Origin of the sequence: Salinicoccus sp. Bachu38 (assembly GCF_038561955.2) — a bacterium.
GTDB lineage: Bacteria > Bacillota > Bacilli > Staphylococcales > Salinicoccaceae > Salinicoccus > Salinicoccus bachuensis.
Genome location: NZ_CP138333.2, coordinates 1,268,665 through 1,289,127, shown reverse-complemented (window position 1 = coordinate 1,289,127; position 20,463 = coordinate 1,268,665). Strand labels below are relative to the sequence as shown.

24 protein-coding genes are annotated in these 20,463 nt (G+C 49.6%); 10 read left to right on the top strand and 14 right to left on the bottom strand.

The genetic code is table 11. The annotated features are described in order from the left end of the window. Window position 1 precedes the first annotated feature (1 nt). The 3 genes from ybeY to RQP18_RS06410 all read right to left on the bottom strand — a co-directional run bounded on the left by ybeY (window position 2) and on the right by RQP18_RS06410 (window position 1,879). Window positions 2-466, bottom strand: a complete 465-nt coding sequence (gene ybeY, locus RQP18_RS06420) for an rRNA maturation RNase YbeY (RefSeq protein WP_373446149.1) — start codon at window positions 464-466, stop codon at window positions 2-4. Between the two features lie 5 nt (window positions 467-471). Next, window positions 472-1,416: a PhoH family protein gene (locus RQP18_RS06415; protein ID WP_342389327.1), complete on the bottom strand. Its 945-nt coding sequence runs from the start codon at window positions 1,414-1,416 to the stop codon at window positions 472-474. Window positions 1,417-1,528: 112 nt separating this feature from the next. Then, window positions 1,529-1,879, bottom strand: coding sequence for a hypothetical protein (locus RQP18_RS06410; protein ID WP_342389326.1), 351 nt, complete (start codon window positions 1,877-1,879; stop codon window positions 1,529-1,531). A 157-nt stretch (window positions 1,880-2,036) separates the two neighbouring features. On the opposite strand from RQP18_RS06410, the gene RQP18_RS06405 reads away from it, so the two are divergent. From RQP18_RS06405 to RQP18_RS06395, 3 genes are all read left to right on the top strand, one after another. After that, window positions 2,037-3,179, top strand: a complete 1,143-nt coding sequence (locus tag RQP18_RS06405) for a TIGR04053 family radical SAM/SPASM domain-containing protein (RefSeq protein WP_342389325.1) — start codon at window positions 2,037-2,039, stop codon at window positions 3,177-3,179. A 157-nt stretch (window positions 3,180-3,336) separates the two neighbouring features. After that, complete coding sequence (locus tag RQP18_RS06400) at window positions 3,337-4,230, top strand: sulfurtransferase (protein ID WP_342389323.1); 894 nt, start codon at window positions 3,337-3,339, stop codon at window positions 4,228-4,230. A 92-nt stretch (window positions 4,231-4,322) separates the two neighbouring features. Further along, complete coding sequence (locus tag RQP18_RS06395) at window positions 4,323-5,231, top strand: VOC family protein (protein ID WP_342389322.1); 909 nt, start codon at window positions 4,323-4,325, stop codon at window positions 5,229-5,231. Window positions 5,232-5,281: 50 nt separating this feature from the next. Here the strand turns inward: RQP18_RS06395 and aac(6') are convergent, their stop codons facing one another. The 9 genes from aac(6') to RQP18_RS06350 all read right to left on the bottom strand — a co-directional run bounded on the left by aac(6') (window position 5,282) and on the right by RQP18_RS06350 (window position 11,353). Then, the gene (gene aac(6'), locus RQP18_RS06390; RefSeq protein WP_342389321.1) at window positions 5,282-5,719 is read right to left on the bottom strand and encodes an aminoglycoside 6'-N-acetyltransferase; all 438 of its coding nucleotides are present in this window, start codon (window positions 5,717-5,719) and stop codon (window positions 5,282-5,284) included. Continuing rightward, window positions 5,716-6,060 (bottom strand): carboxymuconolactone decarboxylase family protein, encoded by a 345-nt coding sequence (locus tag RQP18_RS06385; RefSeq protein ID WP_342389320.1) that lies wholly within the window; start codon window positions 6,058-6,060, stop codon window positions 5,716-5,718. Before RQP18_RS06385 ends, aac(6') begins: the two co-directional genes overlap by 4 nt. A 66-nt stretch (window positions 6,061-6,126) precedes the next feature. Further along, window positions 6,127-6,525: a cytidine deaminase family protein gene (locus RQP18_RS06380; protein WP_342389319.1), complete on the bottom strand. Its 399-nt coding sequence runs from the start codon at window positions 6,523-6,525 to the stop codon at window positions 6,127-6,129. Between the two features lie 80 nt (window positions 6,526-6,605). Next, the gene (locus RQP18_RS06375; RefSeq protein WP_342389318.1) at window positions 6,606-7,295 is read right to left on the bottom strand and encodes a YwiC-like family protein; all 690 of its coding nucleotides are present in this window, start codon (window positions 7,293-7,295) and stop codon (window positions 6,606-6,608) included. A 156-nt stretch (window positions 7,296-7,451) separates the two neighbouring features. Beyond that, on the bottom strand, window positions 7,452-8,000 hold the full coding sequence (locus RQP18_RS06370; RefSeq protein WP_342389317.1) for an alpha/beta fold hydrolase: 549 nt from the start codon (window positions 7,998-8,000) through the stop codon (window positions 7,452-7,454). A gap of 50 nt (window positions 8,001-8,050) precedes the next feature. Continuing rightward, entirely contained in the window at window positions 8,051-8,365 is a 315-nt protein-coding gene (locus RQP18_RS06365) for a TIGR04104 family putative zinc finger protein (RefSeq protein ID WP_342389316.1), read from the bottom strand. Between the two features lie 182 nt (window positions 8,366-8,547). Beyond that, window positions 8,548-8,796, bottom strand: coding sequence for a hypothetical protein (locus RQP18_RS06360; RefSeq protein WP_342389315.1), 249 nt, complete (start codon window positions 8,794-8,796; stop codon window positions 8,548-8,550). 14 nt (window positions 8,797-8,810) lie between these two features. Then, a complete protein-coding gene (locus tag RQP18_RS06355; protein ID WP_342389314.1) occupies window positions 8,811-10,994 on the bottom strand; it encodes a DNA topoisomerase III in 2,184 nt (727 codons plus the stop codon). An 83-nt stretch (window positions 10,995-11,077) separates the two neighbouring features. Then, on the bottom strand, window positions 11,078-11,353 hold the full coding sequence (locus RQP18_RS06350) for a GNAT family N-acetyltransferase (protein WP_342389313.1): 276 nt from the start codon (window positions 11,351-11,353) through the stop codon (window positions 11,078-11,080). Window positions 11,354-11,506: 153 nt separating this feature from the next. Between RQP18_RS06350 and RQP18_RS06345 the strand changes: the two genes are divergently transcribed. Then, window positions 11,507-11,998 (top strand): small multi-drug export protein, encoded by a 492-nt coding sequence (locus tag RQP18_RS06345; RefSeq protein WP_342389312.1) that lies wholly within the window; start codon window positions 11,507-11,509, stop codon window positions 11,996-11,998. Between the two features lie 82 nt (window positions 11,999-12,080). After that, window positions 12,081-12,845 carry a 2OG-Fe dioxygenase family protein gene (locus RQP18_RS06340; protein WP_342389311.1) on the top strand — a complete coding sequence of 255 codons (765 nt, stop codon included), beginning with the start codon at window positions 12,081-12,083 and terminating at the stop codon, window positions 12,843-12,845. 48 nt (window positions 12,846-12,893) lie between these two features. On the opposite strand, the gene fdhA is transcribed toward RQP18_RS06340, so the two are convergent. Together fdhA and RQP18_RS06330 are read right to left on the bottom strand one after the other, a co-directional pair. Next, window positions 12,894-14,108 carry a formaldehyde dehydrogenase, glutathione-independent gene (gene fdhA / locus RQP18_RS06335; protein ID WP_342389310.1) on the bottom strand — a complete coding sequence of 405 codons (1,215 nt, stop codon included), beginning with the start codon at window positions 14,106-14,108 and terminating at the stop codon, window positions 12,894-12,896. Between the two features lie 220 nt (window positions 14,109-14,328). Continuing rightward, entirely contained in the window at window positions 14,329-15,063 is a 735-nt protein-coding gene (locus tag RQP18_RS06330; RefSeq protein WP_342389309.1) for a DUF429 domain-containing protein, read from the bottom strand. 111 nt (window positions 15,064-15,174) lie between these two features. Between RQP18_RS06330 and RQP18_RS06325 the strand changes: the two genes are divergently transcribed. From RQP18_RS06325 to RQP18_RS06305, 5 genes are all read left to right on the top strand, one after another. Further along, window positions 15,175-16,428, top strand: coding sequence for an amidohydrolase family protein (locus RQP18_RS06325; protein WP_342389308.1), 1,254 nt, complete (start codon window positions 15,175-15,177; stop codon window positions 16,426-16,428). Window positions 16,429-16,715: 287 nt separating this feature from the next. Further along, a complete protein-coding gene (locus tag RQP18_RS06320) occupies window positions 16,716-17,720 on the top strand; it encodes a TRAP transporter substrate-binding protein (RefSeq protein ID WP_342389307.1) in 1,005 nt (334 codons plus the stop codon). A gap of 36 nt (window positions 17,721-17,756) precedes the next feature. Further along, window positions 17,757-18,245, top strand: a complete 489-nt coding sequence (locus RQP18_RS06315; RefSeq protein WP_342389306.1) for a TRAP transporter small permease — start codon at window positions 17,757-17,759, stop codon at window positions 18,243-18,245. After that, entirely contained in the window at window positions 18,242-19,528 is a 1,287-nt protein-coding gene (locus RQP18_RS06310; protein ID WP_342389305.1) for a TRAP transporter large permease, read from the top strand. Before RQP18_RS06315 ends, RQP18_RS06310 begins: the two co-directional genes overlap by 4 nt. 254 nt (window positions 19,529-19,782) lie before the next feature. Beyond that, window positions 19,783-20,286, top strand: coding sequence for an RDD family protein (locus RQP18_RS06305; RefSeq protein WP_342389304.1), 504 nt, complete (start codon window positions 19,783-19,785; stop codon window positions 20,284-20,286). Window positions 20,287-20,463: the final 177 nt, after the last annotated feature.

Below are 20,463 nucleotides of genomic sequence, written 5' to 3'. Positions count from 1 at the left end.
ATCATTCTTCCCGGGTTACACCGAAAGCATCCAGTATTTCATCCTGCAGACGGTTCATCTCTTTTTCCTCCTCCACTTCCATGTGGTCATATCCGAGCAGATGGAGGAATCCGTGCAGGCTGAGGAACATAAGCTCCCTTTTGTAGCTGTGGCCGTATTCCTCGGCCTGTGCCTTTGCACGATCCGTGCAGATGATGATATCCCCGAGCATCCTGGGCGCGTCCTCATGGATTACATTGTCATCCTCATCCTCCATCGCAAAGCTGATCACATCGGTGACGGTGTCCTTTCCGCGATAGTCCCGGTTGATATCCTTTATTTCCTCTTCGTCCACAAAAGAAATGCTGATTTCCGCGTGGTCCTTTTCATCGAGATGACCATAGGCGTAACTGATCAGCGACTCGATTTCATCCTTCTGATTTTCATCCGTAAAGCCGTCCTCGTCCATGAAGTCTACATTGATCAAGCTGCTCACTCCTTCTCGTATGCCTTGATGATTTTTGATACAAGCGGATGGCGTACAACATCCGATTCATCCATCTTGTTCACCGCAATCCCTTTGACGTCCGAAAGCAGTCTTACAGACTCGACAAGTCCGCTCTTCGTGGATCCCGGGAGGTCGATCTGGGTCTCATCGCCTGTAACGACCATTTTTGAACCGAACCCGAGCCGCGTCAGGAACATCTTCATCTGCATCTCGGTCGTATTCTGGGCTTCATCCAGTATGACGAACGCCTCGTTCAATGTACGGCCACGCATGTAGGCGAGAGGCGCCACCTCTATAACCCCACGTTCTATAAGCCGGTCCGTCTGCTCTGCCCCGAGGACCGTATGGAGCCCATCATAGAGCGGTCTCAGATAGGGATCCACCTTCTCCTTGAGATCGCCTGGCAGGAAACCGAGATTTTCCCCCGCCTCCACAGCCGGCCGTGTCAGAACGATCCGTTTCACGCTGTTTTCACGGAGCATCTGGCATGCCAGGACGACAGCCAGGAAAGTCTTGCCCGTGCCTGCTGGTCCGATGCCGAATGACAGGTCATTGCGTTTGATGTTTTCTATATACAGGCGCTGCCCCGTCGTCTTCGCACGGATGCTCTTCCCTTTCACATCCCGGGCGATCTCTTCATTATAGAGATCTGCAAGGTATTCGATCGTACCCTTGCGTGCCATCATGGCTGCAGATTGGACATCCCTGAGGTTGATGGACATCCCCCTCTGGATGATTTTGAGCAGATTGATCAGTACATCCTCCGTCAATTCGACAGTTTCATCATTTTCACCATCGACGGTAATCTCATTGCCGAGGGTATGGATTGTCACATCGAATTCCTCTTCCAGAAAAGTGATATGCTGATCATTTGCACCGATTAGTGCCTGAGCCTCTTCCAGGCTGTCTATATTTATAATATTAGGCATGCGTAAACCCCTTTTTCCAAAGTCTCTTTCCCCTTAAATTTACCACTAAGCCACCGCTACTGCAATGAATTAGTGCAGCTGAAGGCGGTGGCAGAAATCCCTGCCAGTCATATTACCGATGGCTTTTAACCAGTATGTCCAATTCGGAAATGATGTTATTGGCAGCACTTCCAAAAGAGAGGAAGGCTCCTGCCTCCACCTGCCGTCCGTCAGCAAAAGATATGGTCAGGTGCATCGCCGCCTCCTTCCCATGGGTGATCACCCGATGGACTGTGACTTCCCTTAAACCTTCAGGAAGCGACGGAAACGTCACCGTTTCCGTATCCACCCGCTCTTCAAGTGCAGCATGGTTGCCATCAATAAAGGCAGCCAGTACATCAATCAACAGGCGCTTTTTCGGTGCATTGCCACAATCTTTCGGAAAAAGGATCCTGACATTCTTCTTTGTGATGACAATCTCCACTGAAATCCCTCCTTTCAATTCAATACCCTCTACCCGATCCACAAGTTATTACAATATGATGAACGATGATAAACATTGTTAACTTTGTCACAAAATATCAATTGTTTTCTGTTTCTGGTGATTTATATTGGAGGTAACAGTTAAAGGAGCGATGGTAATGAAACCAGATATCAGAATCCCGGACTTCAATGGGGTTCCTTTCATAGTCATATGGGAACTGACACGTGCATGTGAGCTGCATTGCCTGCACTGCAGGGCCGAAGCGCAGGTTGAACGGAATCCATATGAATTGTCCACAGAAGAAGGCAAGCGGCTCATAGATGACATTGCAGCGATGGAATATCCGATGCTCGTATTTACCGGCGGAGATCCGCTGATGCGGAAAGATGTATTCGAACTTGCAGAATATGCAGTGGAAAAGGGCGTCAGAGTATCGATGACACCGAGCGCCACACCGAATGTCACAAAAGAAGCGATGCAGAAGGCGAAGGATGTCGGACTCAGCCGCTGGGCGTTCAGCCTGGATGGCCACAACAAGCAGGTCCATGACCACTTCAGGGGAACCGAAGGGAGCTTCGACCTGACGATGAAAGCCATCAGCTACTTGAACGAACTCGGCATGCCGCTTCAGATCAACACGGTGATCTCCAACTATAATATCGAGTACCTCGAAGAAATGAAGGAGATGGTCGAATCCCTCGACTGTGTGCTGTGGAGCGTATTCTTCCTCGTGCCGACCGGCCGTGGGAAGAACGAGGATATGATCACACCCGTCCAGCATGAGCAGGTCTTCAGATGGCTGAACAGGATCAAGGACGAAGTGCCGTTCGACATCAAGACCACAGCCGCCCAGCATTACCGCCGGGTCGTCATCCAGGATCAGATGCGCAAGAATAGGGATCCTGATGCCCAGATCCGCTACATGGATGCTCTCAGCGAAGGGAAGACAGGCACAATCGATGGCCTTGGGCGTGCACCTAAGGGCGTCAATGACGGCAATGGATTCGTCTTCATCTCACACATCGGCCATGTCTATCCAAGCGGACTGCTGCCGGTGAACTGCGGCAATGTGCGCGTCGACAAGCTGTCCGACATATACAGGAACTCCCCGATCCTCAAAAGTCTCCGAAATCCGAACCTCTATAAGGGGAAATGCGGCGTTTGCGAATTCAGGCATGTCTGCGGCGGTTCCCGCTCAAGAGCCTATGCCGCCACAGGAGACTATCTGGAGAGCGAGCCCTATTGCGTCTATATTCCGAAAGCCTACCGCAATAAGAAAAAGACGGTCACAGAGAGCTGAACGGATGATATAGATGCTTTTGAAAAGGAATGCCGCGGCATTCCTTTTTGCTTTGCATAACGCATATGATTTGAAACGGAAGGCCTGCACTGGTAATATCGATTTAATTCCTAGTATAATAATAGGTTTAATTTCAAAATCATAAGGAGTGGTTATTTTGAATAATGTCCCACTATTCGTATCGACCGACTGGCTGGCGGAACGGCTTGAAGATCCGGAATTGCGGCTGCTGGATGCAACAACATTTCTGAAACAGCCTAAAGGTGATGGCTATTATGATGTATGGTCTGGGAAAGAGGCGTATGAAGAGGAACACATTCCCGGTGCAGTCTTTGCAGATCTCAAAAACGATCTGTCGGACCCTGATGCCCCGCATCCCTTCACCCATCCATCCCGTGAGAGGTTTGTGGAGAAGATCAGTGAACTCGGTGTCGGCGAAGGCACTTATGTGGTCGTCTATGACAGGGGCGCTGTCGTCAATGCACCTGAAGTAATCGCTTCCGACTGGGCATCACGCCTCGCATGGCAATTGAAGTACGAAGGTTTCGACAATGTCGCCGTACTTGATGGCGGATTGGGGAAATGGAAGGAAGAAGGACGTCCGGTCACAGAGGAGCCAGGCTCATATCCCGAAGGCAATTTCAACACCCGTAGAAATCCGGAACTGTTCGCAGACAAGGATGATGTGTTGAACGCCATCGATGATGACAGTGTCGTCATATTGGACAGCCTCGCTCCCCAAAACTACCACGGTGAAGTGGATACGTATGGCAGACCCGGTCATATCCCGGGAAGCAGGAATGTATTCTTCGGGGCACTTTCCGACCCGGAGACCCAGGAACTGTATGACGATGCGAAGCTGAAGAAGATATTCGAGGAAACCGGCGCTCTTGATCCGGATAAGAAGGTGATCACATATTGTGGCAGTGCCATCGCAGCCACTTGGACAGGACTGGCACTGAACAAGCTCGGACAGGACAACGTTACGGTATATGATGGTTCACTGACCGAGTGGACCCAGGATGATTCGCTCCCGATGGAAACCGAATAAAATACATCCGGAGGTCCTTTGCGAGGGCTTCCGGGTGTATTTTTACCTCCAAATCCTGATATAATGGTATATATGAATCAGGAGGGATATCCATGGAAAACCAGATCATCATCCCCCACCTATGGTTTGATACGGAAGCAGCAGAAGCGGCAGAATTCTACACCTCCCTATTTCCACACTCGAAGATCATCGATCAGGTTACACTGCATGACACGCCGTCCGGTGATGCACAGCAGCTTTCTTTCGAACTTTATGGCTACAGGTTCATGGCGATCAATGCAGGCCCCTATTTCACATTCAACCCGTCCATCTCCTTCTTCATCAATTTCGATCCTTCAAAGGATGGAGCGGCTGAGCAGAACCTGGAGAAGACCTGGAACACTTTGATTGAGGATGGCACTGCACTCATGCCGCTCGATGAATACCCCTTCAGCAAAAAATATGGCTGGGTCGAGGACAAATATGGAATCTCGTGGCAGCTCATATTGACAGACCCGGATGGGGACGACCGGCCCGAAATCATTCCTGCTCTCATGTTCGTCGGCGATAATCTTGGAAAATGCGGGGAGGCCATCGAGTTCTACCTTTCCATATTCAATGATGCCCGCATGGGGGAACTCGCCAGATACCCTGAAAACCTGCCTCCTCACCTGCCCGGTTCGGTCATGTACTCCGATTTCGTAATCGAAGACCAGTGGTTCTCTGCGATGGACAGCGCCGGTCCGCACGAATTCAACTTCAATGAAGCGATCTCCCTCATGGTGCTTTGTGAAGACCAGCAGACGGTCGATGACTACTGGGAGAAATTATCTGCAGATCCTGAAGCGGAACAGTGCGGCTGGCTCAAGGACAAGTATGGCGTATCCTGGCAGATCATTCCGAAGGAAATGGATGAAATGATTTCTAATGGCACCCCGGAACAGGTACAGAAAGTCACCCAGGCTTTCCTGGAAATGAAGAAGATCGATCTTGAAACGCTGAAGCAGGCATACAAAGGATGACACATAAAAGGGGCCTGGCGAATTCTGTAATCCGCTAGGCTCCCTTCTGTTCATGTCAATCTTTTATGGAATGAGACGATGCGTTCGACTTCCCTGAATCCAAGATGTGCGTGCATTTCAATGCTTGCAGAGTTGTCGATCAGGCAGTCGCTGCCGAAGTCCGAGCATCCCCTTTTCTTCGACCAGGACTCGCATGCCTCGACAAGCTGCCGTGCATATCCCTTGAACCGATGGCCATCTGATACATAGATACCCTCCAGATACCCTACAGGTGAAGATTCTGCACCCGCAACATAGTCATGGCGCAGACTGCAGTGGGCAAAGCCCGCTGTTTCACTGTTCACCTGGACAATAAAGACGGCATTATCATCACTGGCAATGAACATGTCGAATTCGTTTTTGAGTTCAGTACGGTCACTCTCCGGCCACAATTTGAGTGCGAGATGGAGAAGTTCCTCCTTGTCACCCCTTTCTGCCTGTCTGATCATCTGTCTTCTGTGGCATCATCATATGCCTGTAGGGCTTTGCCGCCATATACACTGCCCGGGCCGCCGCCCATGACGATGGCCACCCCTGCAATTTCAGCAATCTCCTCGCGTGTAGCACCGAGTTTGATCAGCTTGTTCACGTGATTGCCGATGCATCCTTCACATTTGTCTGCGATGGCGAAGGACAGAGCGGCAAATTCCTTCGTCTTCTTATCCAGCGCACCGGACTTGTAGGCCGCATCCTGGAGGTCCTTGAAACTTTTCATCGTGTCTGGAATAGTTTTCTGCAGCCGTTTCGTGTTGCCCTGGGCAACGGTATTGATTTCATTGAAATGTGTCATATCCTATCACCTTTCCAACAATAAGTACTCTTCATATACTACTATAGCAATCCAGGAAATGTCTGCCTAAACATCCGACTGGAGATACTTTTCGTCCCACCTCTCCGGCAGCAGCTTCTCCAGCCGGACAGTCCGTCCATCCAGGCCGATTTCACAGCCATAGTTGTCCTCCCCGACCTGATTGATCAGTTCACGGCATCTGCCGCAGGGCGGAAGCACTGCCCCGTCCTCATGGACGGCTATGATCCTGGCAATGTCATACTCTCCCTCGGTAACCATGGCGGCTATCGCCGAATGCTCTGCACAGAAGCCGATGGAAGACGGCAGATCGAGCGCCACACCTGTGTAGATATTACCATCTACAGTCATAAGTGCCGCCGCGACATGTCCCATCCTGCCTTCCCTGCTCGTCGTCTGCGTGTTCAATTTCTGTTTCGCAATATCATAAAGATCATCCATATTCATAGCCCCACCCTCTTCATATAGTCGACTCACCCACATTATAGCAAAAAAGCATGGGCACCATCCGGTTCCCATGCTCGGAATTACATGAAGTTGGTGATATGGATGGAGACCAATGCCGTCATCCAAACTGCATGGACAATCTCCAGAATGCCGATCTGCTTCATTTTCCAGCCCCGTCCGTAGAGTGCAACCGCCCGGATCAGGCTCAGCAGGAATGCGATGGCGAGTATCCAGTGTGCGCTGAGCATGATGATGAATACAATCGAATGATAGGCATATGACGCAATCTTGTATTTCGGATTCTTCTTCTCCCGGATCATCGTCTTCACAAAAAGTGCCGTACTCGTAAAGAACAGGATGCTGATGATGAGGACGAAAAATACCGGCCACGACAGCGCATGCAGATTGAGGAAGGCGATGCCGCCCCCTGCGAGCGCAAAGATCGTGATGGCGGAAATGTCATTGAAGATGTTCCGTTCATTTTTGTTTGAGGCAAAGTATGCGTTCACTGCACCGAACGGGAGCATCATGAGGAAAAAGAAGAATATGCGGTAGTCCACCATCAACGGATAGATGAACAGGGCAGCCGACAGTGCAAAAAACAATGCCGCCGCCTTAAGGTAGCCATACTCCCTTTTCCGCTGTTTCTTGATGAAGAACAGTACATGGTCTGCCATGAAGAAAATCAGCAGCCAGCCTGCCATATAGAAAAGCTGCGCCGGATGGAACCCTCCGGCCACCATACCGATAATCAATGGCATGAACACCATTGCTCATGCTCCATGTTGATTCTGTTTTTTGAATTTCATCGTCTCACCTCTTGCCCCCATTATATTACGGGGCCATATTGCGGTGAGGATCAGAAAATAACATTTTTGTGAATAAATAAACATGATAAAAGGCCACTTCGATGAAGTGGCCAGGTTTTATATATTTTTTATGCTTTCAACCAACTCAGGTAATCCTTCTTCAAAAAGATGGGAGTCACTTTCTATAATTCTTTGTTCATCAGGTTTAATCAACTTATGGTAGCAGTCGAAATGTTTCTTCGGTACAATTCCATCCTTTTCACTATGGAATAGGGCGATATGTCTGATGTGCCCCAAGTTTTCCTCAAACCCTTGCTCAAGATGAAAGTCCGCCTTTTGCCAGTCTTCCTCAAGGCCCCATATCGGAGCCGCAACGATGAACAGTGCCTTGATATCAGTTTCCACTTCCTCTTCCGAAAGATATTTAAGAAGCGTGGATCCTCCCATGGAATGCCCAACTAATATGACCTCGTCCATACTATCAAGATGAAGGTCCAGAACCTCTTTCCACTCTGCATATTTTGGATTATTTGGCAGCGGCATGTCGGGCGTAAAGATCTCGTGTGTACTGCCCAACTGCTCTTTCATATAATGGATCAGGCCGGTGCTTCCCTCATATCTACCTTGTGGTCCTGCACTGTGTATGAACACAATTTTGTATTTCATGGGTTTACATCCTCTCCTGTCCGCCGCTACAGCAAGTCATGAAACCGGGTTTAATAGTAGAATCTGTTCCTCCAGTCCTCCTCTTCTGCCTCCACTTCCAATGCAAATAAATGAAACATGATGACCAGGAGGAATGCACTGACGAAGAGAACGATCATACCCTCCAGATGGACATCGAAAAATGCCTGTATGAGTATGGGCAGTGGGATGAGAAGTGTAATGAACATGCTTCTTTCCCTATATTTTTGTGAAAGATACTGAGTCTCTCCACAATATGGACATGCCATGCCCGGCGCGGATGTTGTATATCGCTTGAGTGTTGCCCTTACGTTCCAATTGTCTCCACAGCTTTTACAACGTGTCAAAATACCTCTCCTTATTATTCAGATGCATGGATTCTCATCTTCTGTATAAGCTTCCATTTAATGCTCTGTCATGAGGTGTTTCATCAGTTTTTAATGTTCATCTCAACCTTGAGGGGTATTATGCCACAGGATACTTCAAAATACAAATCCACCTGTTTGTAAATATCAGATGGATTTGCTGACTAGCGTATTCTGTCTGTAAACCTTTTGAAAATGAGATAGCCCGCTCCAAAAGCGATGACTGCTGCAACGACGAGGGGGAGTGTGTAAACACTGCCTTGAACAACAATCTGGTCGGAATGCTGGGCGGCGGCTTCCCAGCCATCTTCTGTCCCTGAGGGCAGGACGGTAGCCATCACCATATTCGCTATAATCATCGTGAGATAGAATATCACTGAGAAACTAATCACTGCAACAGTATAATGCTTCATGGAATCCACCCTCTCTACTTGTCCAGATTCAGTGCTTTAAGCTGTTCGGCGAGTGCATTGTTAATCGGTGCCTCGTCCTCCTGCTCTTTCATATACTTGCGGACGGTACGCTTGTCGACCTTGCCGCGGCCTTCCTTCTTCCGTCTCGCTTCGAAGGCGGACAGTTTTTCCCTGTGGCCGCATTTGCATGTGAAGATCTGGCCTTCGCCTTCGCCGCTCAGCGTCATCTTCTTCTTGCATTTCGGGCAGCGGGCGTTGGTGATGCGGGCGACGTTCTTGCGGTGGCCGCATTCCCTATCCTGGCAGACGAGCATCTTGCCCTTCTTGCCGTTAACTTCGAGCAATGGCTTGCCGCAGTCGGGGCAGGACTTGCCGGATATGTTATCGTGCTTGAACTTCTTGTCGCTCTCTTTGATTTCCTGCGTAATCGCCTGCGTATGGAACTTCATTTCCTTGATGAAGTCCTCCTTCTTCAGCTGACCCTTGGCGATACCCTCGAGCTTCTGTTCCCAAATCGCTGTGGTCGCAGGCGACCTGAGCGCATCAGGCACGAGGTCCAGCAGCTGCCTGCCTTTTGAAGTGATCTTGATGGACTGTCCATTCTTTTCTATCAGGAATGAATTGAACAGCTTGTCGATGATATCCGCCCGTGTAGCGACAGTACCGAGCCCACCGGTCGAGTCGAGAATCGATTTCAACTTTTTGTCCTGGACTTCCATGTACTTTGCCGGGTTCTCCATGGCGGACAGCAGCGTCGCTTCCGTGAAGCGTGCGGGTGCCTTCGTCTGGCCGGAAGTCTGGGTCACTCGGTGCACCTGGAGTGCTTCGCCCTTTTCGAGCTTCGGAAGCTGCTGATCTTTGACGTCATCCGTCTCCTCTTCATCAAAGTTATTGGAATAGGCCGCTTTCCAGCCTTCCTTCAGAATGGTCCTGCCTTTGGCGATGAACGTCTCGCCGGCGGCTGTCGCCTTCACCGTCACCTGTTCAAATTCATGCGGCGGCAGGAGGACAGCGAGGAACCTTTTGACGATCAGGTCATAGAGCCTGCGCTCCCGCTCGTTGAAATCGGATGGATGGACATGGTTCTCCGTCGGGATGATTGCATGATGGTCGCTGACCTTGCTGTCGTCGACGAAGGACTTGTTTGCCTGTATCTTCCCTCTCAGGATGCGTGTCGCTATGGCACGGTATTCCCCGATGCCACATGCCTTCAGCCGCTCCGGCAAGGTCGGCACGATATCTTTTGACAGGTACCTTGAATCCGTCCTCGGATAGGTGACGACCTTATGGCGCTCGTAGAGCCCCTGGAGCACATTCAGCGTCTCTTTCGCCGAGAATCCGAGCTGCTTGTTGGCATCCCTCTGAAGTTCAGTCAGGTCATACAGGCCCGGAGCGAATGTCTTCTTCGGCTTGCTTTCCACCGAATCGACCGTCAGCGGGCTGCCGTCCACTTTGTTTGTGAGAGCATCGACCCGTTCCTTGTCGAAGCCTCGGCTGTTGCCTTTCTGATCCTGCCATGTCATCTTCAATTTGTCTGTATTCGCTTCAATGCCGTAGTATGTCTTCGGCTTGAAATTCCGTATCTCCTCTTCCCTGCTCTCGATCATCGCAAGGGTCGGCGTCTGCACGCGCCCACAGTTGAGCTGTGCATTGAACTTGGTCGTCAATGCACGGGAGGCGTTCAATCCGATATACCAATCCGCTTCCGACCGGGCGACTGCCGCCTCGTAGAGGTTCTCATAGTTCTTCCCGGGCTTGAGGTTCTCAAAGCCCTCCCTGATTGCTTTATCCGTTACAGATGAAATCCACAGGCGTTCGATAGGCTTGTTCACTTTCGCCTTCTTGATGATCCAGCGCGCAACAAGCTCCCCTTCCCTTCCAGCATCCGTTGCGATGATGATCCTGTCTACATCCTTGCGGACCAGTTGGGATTTGACCGCATTGAACTGGCCGCCGGCCTTCTTGATTACCGTCAACCTGAGCGGATCCGGCAGCATGGGCAGATCCTCCAGGTTCCATGTCTTATATTTATTGTCATAGCTTTCAGGGTCGGCGAGCGTCACAAGATGCCCGAGTGCCCATGTCACTATGTATTTATCGCCTTCAATGAATCCGTTCCCTTTCCTGTGGCAATTCAATACTTTCGCAATATCCCTGGCCACAGAAGGTTTTTCGGCGAGTACTACACTTTTAGCCAATTTACTTCATCCTTTCAAAATCACAGAACTATAATTCCCCATTATACAGAAAAAGCCAGGGAATATTCATCCCCGGCAGAAAATTAGTTTTTGATCAGTTTTTTCATTTCAGCATCGTCTTCCATGACCTTCCGTGTGAAGGGGCATTTCGGGTCGATCTTCCTGTCCTCCTGACCGGCAAACTCGACCATCGTTTCGACCAGCCGGGTGCCGACGCCCTCACCACTCAGGCTGTCATCCACCCTTGTACTTTCCACTACATAGTCACCGTCATCGTCCACACTGAATATGATTTCAGCTTCGGGGTTGACTTCATCCTCCCCGACAAAGAACATATTTTCACCTTTTTTAATGTCCATCAGTCTTCCTCCCATCTGTTCTTGCTCTCTATATCTTTAATAGACGTTTTCAGTCTTTTGAAACATCCGGACCGCTGCGGAGGTGATGAAAGCCATGGTGGTGCGTTCTGTGTTAAACTGTTTTAAAATAGAATTCAGCTCTGGAGGTATCCAATGAACACATCACTGATCATTGCCTACATCATCGTCTTCGTATTATCCGCTATTCCGTTGTTCGAAGCCTTCGTCGTCGTGCCGGTCGGGATTCTCGGCGGAATGAATTTCACCATGACCCTCATCATCGGCATTCTCGGCAACCTTGTCACGCTGCTTCTGATCATTGTCCTGATGGATCGCATCAAGAGATGGTACCTTGCGCGACAGGAAAGGAAAGGCAATACTAAGGATCGTAAATCGCAGCGTGCCGAAGCCATCTGGAAAAAATACGGACTGCCGGGCCTCGCCTTCATCGGTCCCTTCTTCGTCGGCAGCCACTTCACGGCACTGATGGCGGTCATACTGGGCGGCAGCCAGAAGGCCACATTCTGGTGGGTGACGTTGAGTGTCATCGCCTGGACGCTCGGCCTCTCCATACTTGTACTGTTCGGAGTGGACTTCATGAACCTCGAAGATCGTCAGTTCCTCAACCGTTTCATAAGTGACTAGAAGCATATATCAAATTGTCATAAAATTATGGTTCATGTTAATATATTCAATGTCAAAAACTAACGGATAAGGATAGATATGAATGAATAACTTGCAGAAAAATGGATATGCAAAATATGATCTTATGACAAGCCTAGACTATGAAGGCATTGAAGCGGACTACAAAGAGATACTCGACTACTTTGAAGATCTGCCCATAGATGATTATGCTCCGGAAGCAAACCGCTACCGTAGATACTCCCGTGCACTCGTCCTCCCCACATCCGGCACCATCGAATGGCTGCCGACCATGCAAAGGGATGGTGAAGAATTTTCAGCCTACTTCCAGGGAAAGTTCAACCCTGAACATGCAGGTTCCTACAGGGAATTCCATTCCATCGGACCATCCATCCAGAACAACCGTCTGCTCCAGGAAATCATCATGGCGAACTACCGCGAAACATTCTGGAAAGAGGAAGATCAGATCATGCCGATTCATGTCGGCGTACACTTCGTCAAACTGATGGTCGAATCGGATGAGGATCGGGCCGTATCATCTCCGGACTGCCTGCACCAGGATGGAGAACCATTCACATTTGCCCATCTGGTGGAACGCAGCAATGTCGAAGGGGGAACGAATGCCATAGGCATACCTGAGGTCAGGGGCAGACAACCGGAGGAAGCAGATGAAGGCGACCTCCACGAAATCTTCGAAATCACAAAGCCCCTTGAATCCTACGGCGTCTACGATTCCAAAGTCAGCCACTACGTCAGCCCGGTCGAAAAAGGCGAAGACGACACACCAGGTGTCAGATCCGTCATACTGATCGACTATCAGCTGACAGTCGTTGCGGATATGGATGAATAGAAAGAAAGCCCAGGGCACTTATGTCCTGGGCTTTCTCGTATTTATGGGTTACTTCAATGAACCATGTGGGTCGATGACGAATTTCTTCGCTGCACCCTTGTCGAAGTCCTGGTATCCACCTGGTGCCTCGTCCAGGCTGATGACCGTGGCATTGACCGCTTTCGCAATATCTGCACGGCCGGACAGGATGGCTTTCATCAGGTCACGGTTGTATTTCATTGCAGGTGTCTGTCCTGTAACGAATGTATGTGCTTTTGCCCAGCCGAGGCCGAGACGCACTTTCAGGGTGCCCTGCTGTGCTTCCTTGTCTGATGCGCCTGGGTCCTCGGTTACATAGAGGCCTGGGATACCGAGCTTACCGCCGGCTGTCGTGACATCCATGATGCTGTTGAGTACAGCCGCAGGCTGCTCGCCACCATCAGCACCATGCCCTGATGCCTCAAAACCGACTGCATCGACGGCACAATCGACTTCGTCCACTCCAAGCAGATTTTCAATCTGTTCATTCAACCGGTCATGCTTGGAGACGTTGACCGTCTCACAACCGAAGCTTTCCGCCTGTTTGAGGCGTTCATCCTGGAGATCACCGACGATGACGCGGGATGCGCCAAGAAGCTGTGCCGAGTGTGCTGCAGCGAGGCCGACCGGGCCGGCTCCCGCGATATATACCGTGGAACCTGTCTTGACGCCTGCTGAATAGGCACCATGATAGCCTGTCGGGAAAATATCGGAAAGCATCGTCAGATCCAGCACCTTATCCATTGCCACTTCCCGGTCCGGGAATACAAGCAGCTGGAAGTCGGCGTATGGCACCATGACATATTCGGACTGGCCGCCGACCCAGCCTCCCATATCCACATAGCCGTAGGCCGCACCGGCACGTTCCGGATTGGTGTTCAGACAAATATGTGTTTTTTGCTCCTGACACATGACACAGCGGCCACATGCGATGTTGAAAGGCACGGAGGCGATGTCGCCTTTTTTGACGAATTCCACATCCCGTCCGACTTCAATGACTTCGCCCAAAATCTCATGCCCGAGGACAAGTCCTTCAGGCGCTGTCGTCCTTCCCCTGACCATATGCTGGTCACTGCCACAGATGTTCGTAGTAATGACTTTCAGGATGACCCCATGTTCACATTTCCGTCCAACGTTCTCCTTCGGCACCCCGGGACCTTCCCTGAGTACGAGATCCGGATAATCGATATCCCTTACTTCAACACTTCCTGCTCCAGTATAGACTACACCACGATTTCCTGCCATCTTAACCCTCCTGTTAGTGTTTGACACTGTTTAGTCTGATTACGCAGCTCGAAGACATGTGCGACAGTACTTACGCTCCTTTCGCTTTAAGTCTATATCAAAAGCCCTATGGGCTCTGATCCCCTTCTGATGCTCAAGCGTTTTGTGTAAGGATATGTAAAAAATCCTTTGATATCATCATATACCCTTCTGAATTTTCAGTCAATAATTGAAGATTATGTTAATCAGTTTTTACAGGCAGTGTGATGAAGCCCTCCTCGATGCTGCCGAACAGCTTCTCTTCAGCAGTACCTGCGTATATGGCATGCATGCCGTAGGCACAAAGGAATGCGTCAACCTTGTCTTCGAGGTGCTTGTGCGATTTTCGGGTCGCCTCCTCCGCATCCCATCCAAGTTTTTCATCGAGTCCACCTATACTTCCGTCTGTTTCCATCTGCCTGAACAGGGAAATCAGCCGATCCATTTCCCCACATGTCTCCTTGAAGGTCATCTTCCGCTTTCTTTTGTACCTGATCGGATGCATTGCAGGAAAAAGGCCACAGCATATGCCGGTCGGAAAGGTTTCAACGATATTCGAAGACCCGCGTTCGAAGCCGATCCTGATGTCTGCCACCGACTGCATGATATTGTTCATCAGCGTTTCTCCACGTATATCCCCAAATGTACGGGTGAGAAAGGCGCGGTTCGAGTTGAAGGCGAACAGCCTGTGGCCGTGGATTCTTGAACGCATCAACGCCCCTTCCGCGCCTCTCGATCCGTTTTCATTGTTGACGATGAGGGGGGCATCAATCGCGATCGTCACAGGGCCATCGAGGTGCTCAATGATGATCTCCACGATCTCTTCGTTGCTGTAGACGGCAGCATCCAAAAATTCCACAGCACCCGCCGCATCCAATACACAAATACCCGTTTCATTCCGATATGTCCATGCCAGGTCGATTCCGATAAACTTCATTTGTATTCCACCATCCACTTCCTATAAGTATTCTGTTTCTGTGCCTTAGTTGCTTTGCATCTGCTTCTCTCTTAAAATTGATATGTATTGAAAATAGAGAGGAGCGCATTTATGAAAAAATTCGTTAATGCCAGTATATATGGCCAGGATGAAGCAAGTGAAATCCTGGTGGAAAATGGCGTGTTCAAATCCATCGGCCAAAACCTTGATGATGCCGAAGAGGTGATCGATCTGGAGCACCGGCTGGTCCTGCCTCCCTATGTCGACCCCCATCTGCATCTTGATTACATCTTTTCCGGTGTCGGAGCGGGCAACGCCAACATCTCGGGCACACTGTTTGAAGGTATACAGCGCTGGAGCGACAACAAGAAGTCGCTGACCGAAGAAATGGTGCGTGAACGTGCCCTCCAGGGCATAAAGAAGGAGTTGAACCATGGTGTCCAGTACATCCGGACGCATGTCGATGTGACGGACCCCAACCTCACGGGCATGAAGGCCCTGCTCAAGTTGAGGGAGGAGCTGAAGGATGTTATGACACTCCAGCTTGTTGCATTTCCCCAGGAAGGGTTCTTCCGCTATGACGGTGCGGAAGCACTGGTCGAAAAGGCCCTTGAGATGGGTGCAGATGTCGTCGGCGGTATCCCCCACTTCGAGATTTCATATGAGCATGGTGTGGAATCCCTGAAACGCATCATCGATCTCGCCCTTAAGTATGAGGTCATGATCGATATCCACTGCGATGAAAATGACGATCCGAACAGCCGCTTCCTGGAAGTGCTGAATGCGCTCGTCATGGAGAAAGGATATGGTGCAAAGACTACCGCCAGCCATACATGCAGCTTCGGTTCTGCCGATGACAGCTATGCTGCAAAGATGATGGGCCTCTTCCGCGAATCGAAGATCAATTTCATCTCCTGCCCGACCGAGAATGCACACCTGCAGGGACGCAGTGACAGCTATCCAAAGCGCCGCGGGCTGACGCGGGTCAAGGAGCTGCTCGCAAATGGCAATGCCGTAGCATTTGCCCAGGATTCAATTGCGGACTACTGGTACCCGCTCGGCAACGGCAACATGATGAACATTCTCGACAATGGCATCCACCTCGCCCACTACACTCATATAGATGAAATCAACAGGGCATTCGACCTCATCACCCATAATGGCGCTAGTGTCATGCAGCTGGAAGATGAGTATGGCATCGAATCAGGCAAACCGGCCAACTTCATCGTCCTCGATGCATATGATACGTACGAAGCGGTGCGCGAACGGGCGGAAGTGCTCGCCTCGGTCCGGAGTGGCGAATATCTTTTCAAGCGTGCCCCAAGGAAGAATGAAATTTCACATCAACTGCTGGAAGATATATAGTTTCCGCAGCGGACGCATTCTGTAAACAGGATGCGTCCTTTTTCATTTTCCCATTGAGATTCATTCGAATAAATTTTACCACCTGTACCTGAATACATTGACATGTCCCTTTATTTTTAATCTTTACAGTTTTGTGAAAATACTATAGCATACTATATGCACAAATTAGACTACATACGTATGGTATGGGACAGAACCTGTTCCAATTTTATCCAAACACCCTATTATTATATCTTTCATCATGAATATGCATACAACCATCATCCAAACAGAGGGACGTGTCCACAATGAAAAAAACGATCTTTATTGTCCTCATGCTGACGCTTGTACTGTCCGCATGCGGCCGGCCGAACCAGAACGAATCATCCGACACAACTACGATCCGGCTCGCCTACCTGGTATCAGAAAGCCATTCCTCGCATATCATCGGGGAAAAGTTCAAGGAACAGATCGAAAGGGAGTCCGACGGCAGGCTCGAAGTTGAACTCTATCCGAGCGGATCCCTGTTCCCTTCCGACCGCGAAGCCGTGGAATCCGTCCAGCTCGGCAATGTCGAGATGACGATCCCGGCACTCGCCGTCGTTTCATCCTTCAATCAGAACTTCATGGTGCTCGACCTGCCGTTCCTTTTCGACAACTACGAGGAAGCCTACAAAGTACTTGATGGCGAGTACGGCCAGAGCCTGCTCGATGAACTGGAAGACTACAATCTGAAGGGGCTCGTCTATGCCGAAAATGGCTTCCGTCATATTACCAACAACGAGCGTCCGATCTACGAACCGGAAGATCTGGAGGGATTGAAATTCAGGACTCTGGAGAGTCCCGTACAGACGGATATCTTCAAGGCATTCGGAGCCAATGCTTCCCCATTCGCCTTCGGGGAAATGTACACTGCACTGCAGCAGGGCACGTATGATGCCATGGAAGGTCCGATTTCTCTATACTACACCAGCAACCTCTATGAAGTGCAGGAATACATGAGCCTCGTCGGCCAATATTATATGCCGACCGTCCTGCTGATGAACAATGATTTCTACGAAGGTCTCCCTGATGATCTGCAGGAAGTGGTCATGGATGCGGCCATCATGTTCCGTGAGGAGCAGAGGGAGCTCGCTCACCAGCAGGATGAGGAATACCTCGAGGTAATGAAGGACGACGGCCTCAAGGTAAATGAAATAACCGAAGAACAGCGTGAACAATTCATCGAAGCGGCGGAGCCGGTGTATGAAAAATACGATGAAAAGCTCGGCAACAACCTGTTGAACGACTTGTTCGAGGCCAGAGATGAATAGTTCTACAATCCTACGACCTATAGAAGGAGCGAAACAATGATAAAAAAAATAAATCGATTCGAAGAAGGGTTCCTCATTGCGACACTCGTCCTGATGGTAGCACTCATTTTCGGCCAGGTCATCGGGCGTTATATATTCCAGAACGCCCCGAGCTGGACGGAGGAAGCGGCCAGGTACATACATATCTTCCAGGTATGGATCGGCGCCGGGTATGCAGTAAAGCTGAGGGAGCACATTAAAGTATCTGCATTCATCGACCTCTTCCATGGCACCACACGGAAGGTACTCGATATGGTCGCTCTCATCATATGGTTCCTGATGGTACTGCTCGTTGCAATCTTCGGGACCCAGCTCGTCATGACGACACTGCAGTATGGACAGGTCGCCCCTGCAACACAAATTCCTTTCTGGCTGCCGTATCTTGCCGTACCCCTCGGTGCGCTCAGCATGATGATACGTCTCGCCCTGCAGATGGTGGAGATCTACAGAAAAGACTATGACAAACCCGAGGAGGCGGCATCATGACAGTAGCGATATTATTCGGCGTCTTCATACTCTGTTTTCTGATTGGCGTACCCATTGCGATTTCACTGGGAGTCTCTGCACTGGCAGCCATCTGGTTTGGCACAGATCTGCCAATCAGCCTGATTGCCCAGAAAGCCTTCACATCTCTCGACTCCTTCCCGCTCCTCGCCATTCCTTTCTTCATATTGGCGGGTGTACTCATGGGAAAAGGCGGCATTTCGAAGAGGCTTCTTGATCTGGCGACCGCTCTGGTCGGATGGATGACCGGTGGCCTGTCACTCGTCACCATCGTTGCATGCATGTTCTTTGCCGCCATTGCGGGTTCCGGACCGGCGACAGTTGCGGCGATAGGCGGGTTCATGATTCCAGCGATGATTGCAAGAAACTACGACCAGGGATTCGCATCCGCCGTCCCTGCCACGGCCGGCTCCATGGGGGTCATCATTCCGCCAAGCATTCCGCTCGTCCTTTATGGCGCAATCGGCAACGTATCCGTCGGCGCCCTCTTCATGGCAGGCATCCTGCCAGGACTGCTCGTCGGCATTGCCATCATGCTGACGGCCTACTTCATCTCCAAGGCGAAAGGATATAAACCTTCGGAAGATAAACGGACATTCGATTTCAAAGATGTGCTTAAAGCATTGAACGAGGCAAAATGGGCACTGCTCATCCCCGTCATCATACTTGGCGGGATATACGGCGGCATATTCACACCGACGGAAGCCGCTGTTACCGCAGTCGTCTATGCACTGATCGTCGGCATATTCATCCATAAGGAACTCGATTTTAAAGCAATTTACGACGGCTTTATGGAGACCGTCATGATTAATGCGACGACGATGATCATCATTAGTTTTTCAGTATCATTCGCATTCTTCATGACTCTCGAGCAGATACCGAACAGCATCGCAACCTATCTGACGAACCTATCATCCAACCCGGTTGCCATACTGTTCATCGTCATCCTGTTCCTGCTTGTTGTCGGCATGTTCATTGATACGATTTCAGCACTGGTGGTACTCACACCAATCCTGCTCCCAGTCGTTACAGCCGTCGGCGTCGATCCGATCCACTTCGGCATCATTCTCGTCGTTGCGCTCGCCATCGGCTTCGTCACACCTCCACTCGGCGTCAATCTTTTCGTCGCCTCGAGTGTCGGAAAAGTGTCGATTGAAAAGACCACAGTCGCAGTCATACCATTCATCATCGTCATGGTACTGTGCCTGATTCTGATTGCATTTATTCCGCAGCTCTCCATGTGGATGGCCGGACTGACGCAGTGATGGATTTCGATAGTTTAAAAGGACCTCCAATTCATAATTGGAGGTCCTTTTATGTGTAGTATAATTTCATCATTTTTTAGCTATGGATCAATATCATAATTTTAAACATCCATTTAAATTATTTAAATCTAAATATTAGAAAAATTCATTTGATATTCTATTTGAAGCTCTTTAATATAATTCTTAAGGGAGTGTTTGAGGTGTAGTGCCCGGTACATAATATATTTTCAATTAATGAAAAGGAAGATGTATATATGAAAAAGACTGCCGGCAATAAAACACGTCTTACTGCCTTGATGATTGACTATATTGCCATTTGGATTTATCTGGTTCTCCTGTTCATTACGATGACACTGTTGTATATGATTCTTTTCGATGGTATTCCAGAATTTAATGAGGGGAGCTCACACCTGGTCTCTTTCTTTACGACCGTACTCCCTGTCATCATCTGGTTCTCTGTCATGGAGTATAGATCTCCGTATGGCACAATCGGGAAAAGAAAAATGAATCTGAAGGTTGAGTTTAAGGACCATAAGTACCTCCACAGCCTGCTTCGTAATGCGGTGAAATTTCTGCCGTGGCAGATTGGCCATACAGGCGTCATTGCAGCAATGTACAGAGACTACTCAGTAAGCTGGTTCATGCTCGCTAATACTGGCTTCCTCCTTCTCCTTATTATGATTGGCATGATGCTCTTGAGAAAAGATACCAGACATTGGGGAGACATGTTAGCCGGTACACAGGTGATTAAAACCTAGGAAAATAAATACTTTTGGAAAATTTATTGAACATAAAATAACTTATAGAATTGTGCAACCGTCATCGCCTCGTCACTGAAACTGAATTGGAGACCATCACATACAATCAATAGAACTTTCATTTCAAATAAAATGTATTGATGTTAACACGGAAATATAAGGAGATTATATGCAACA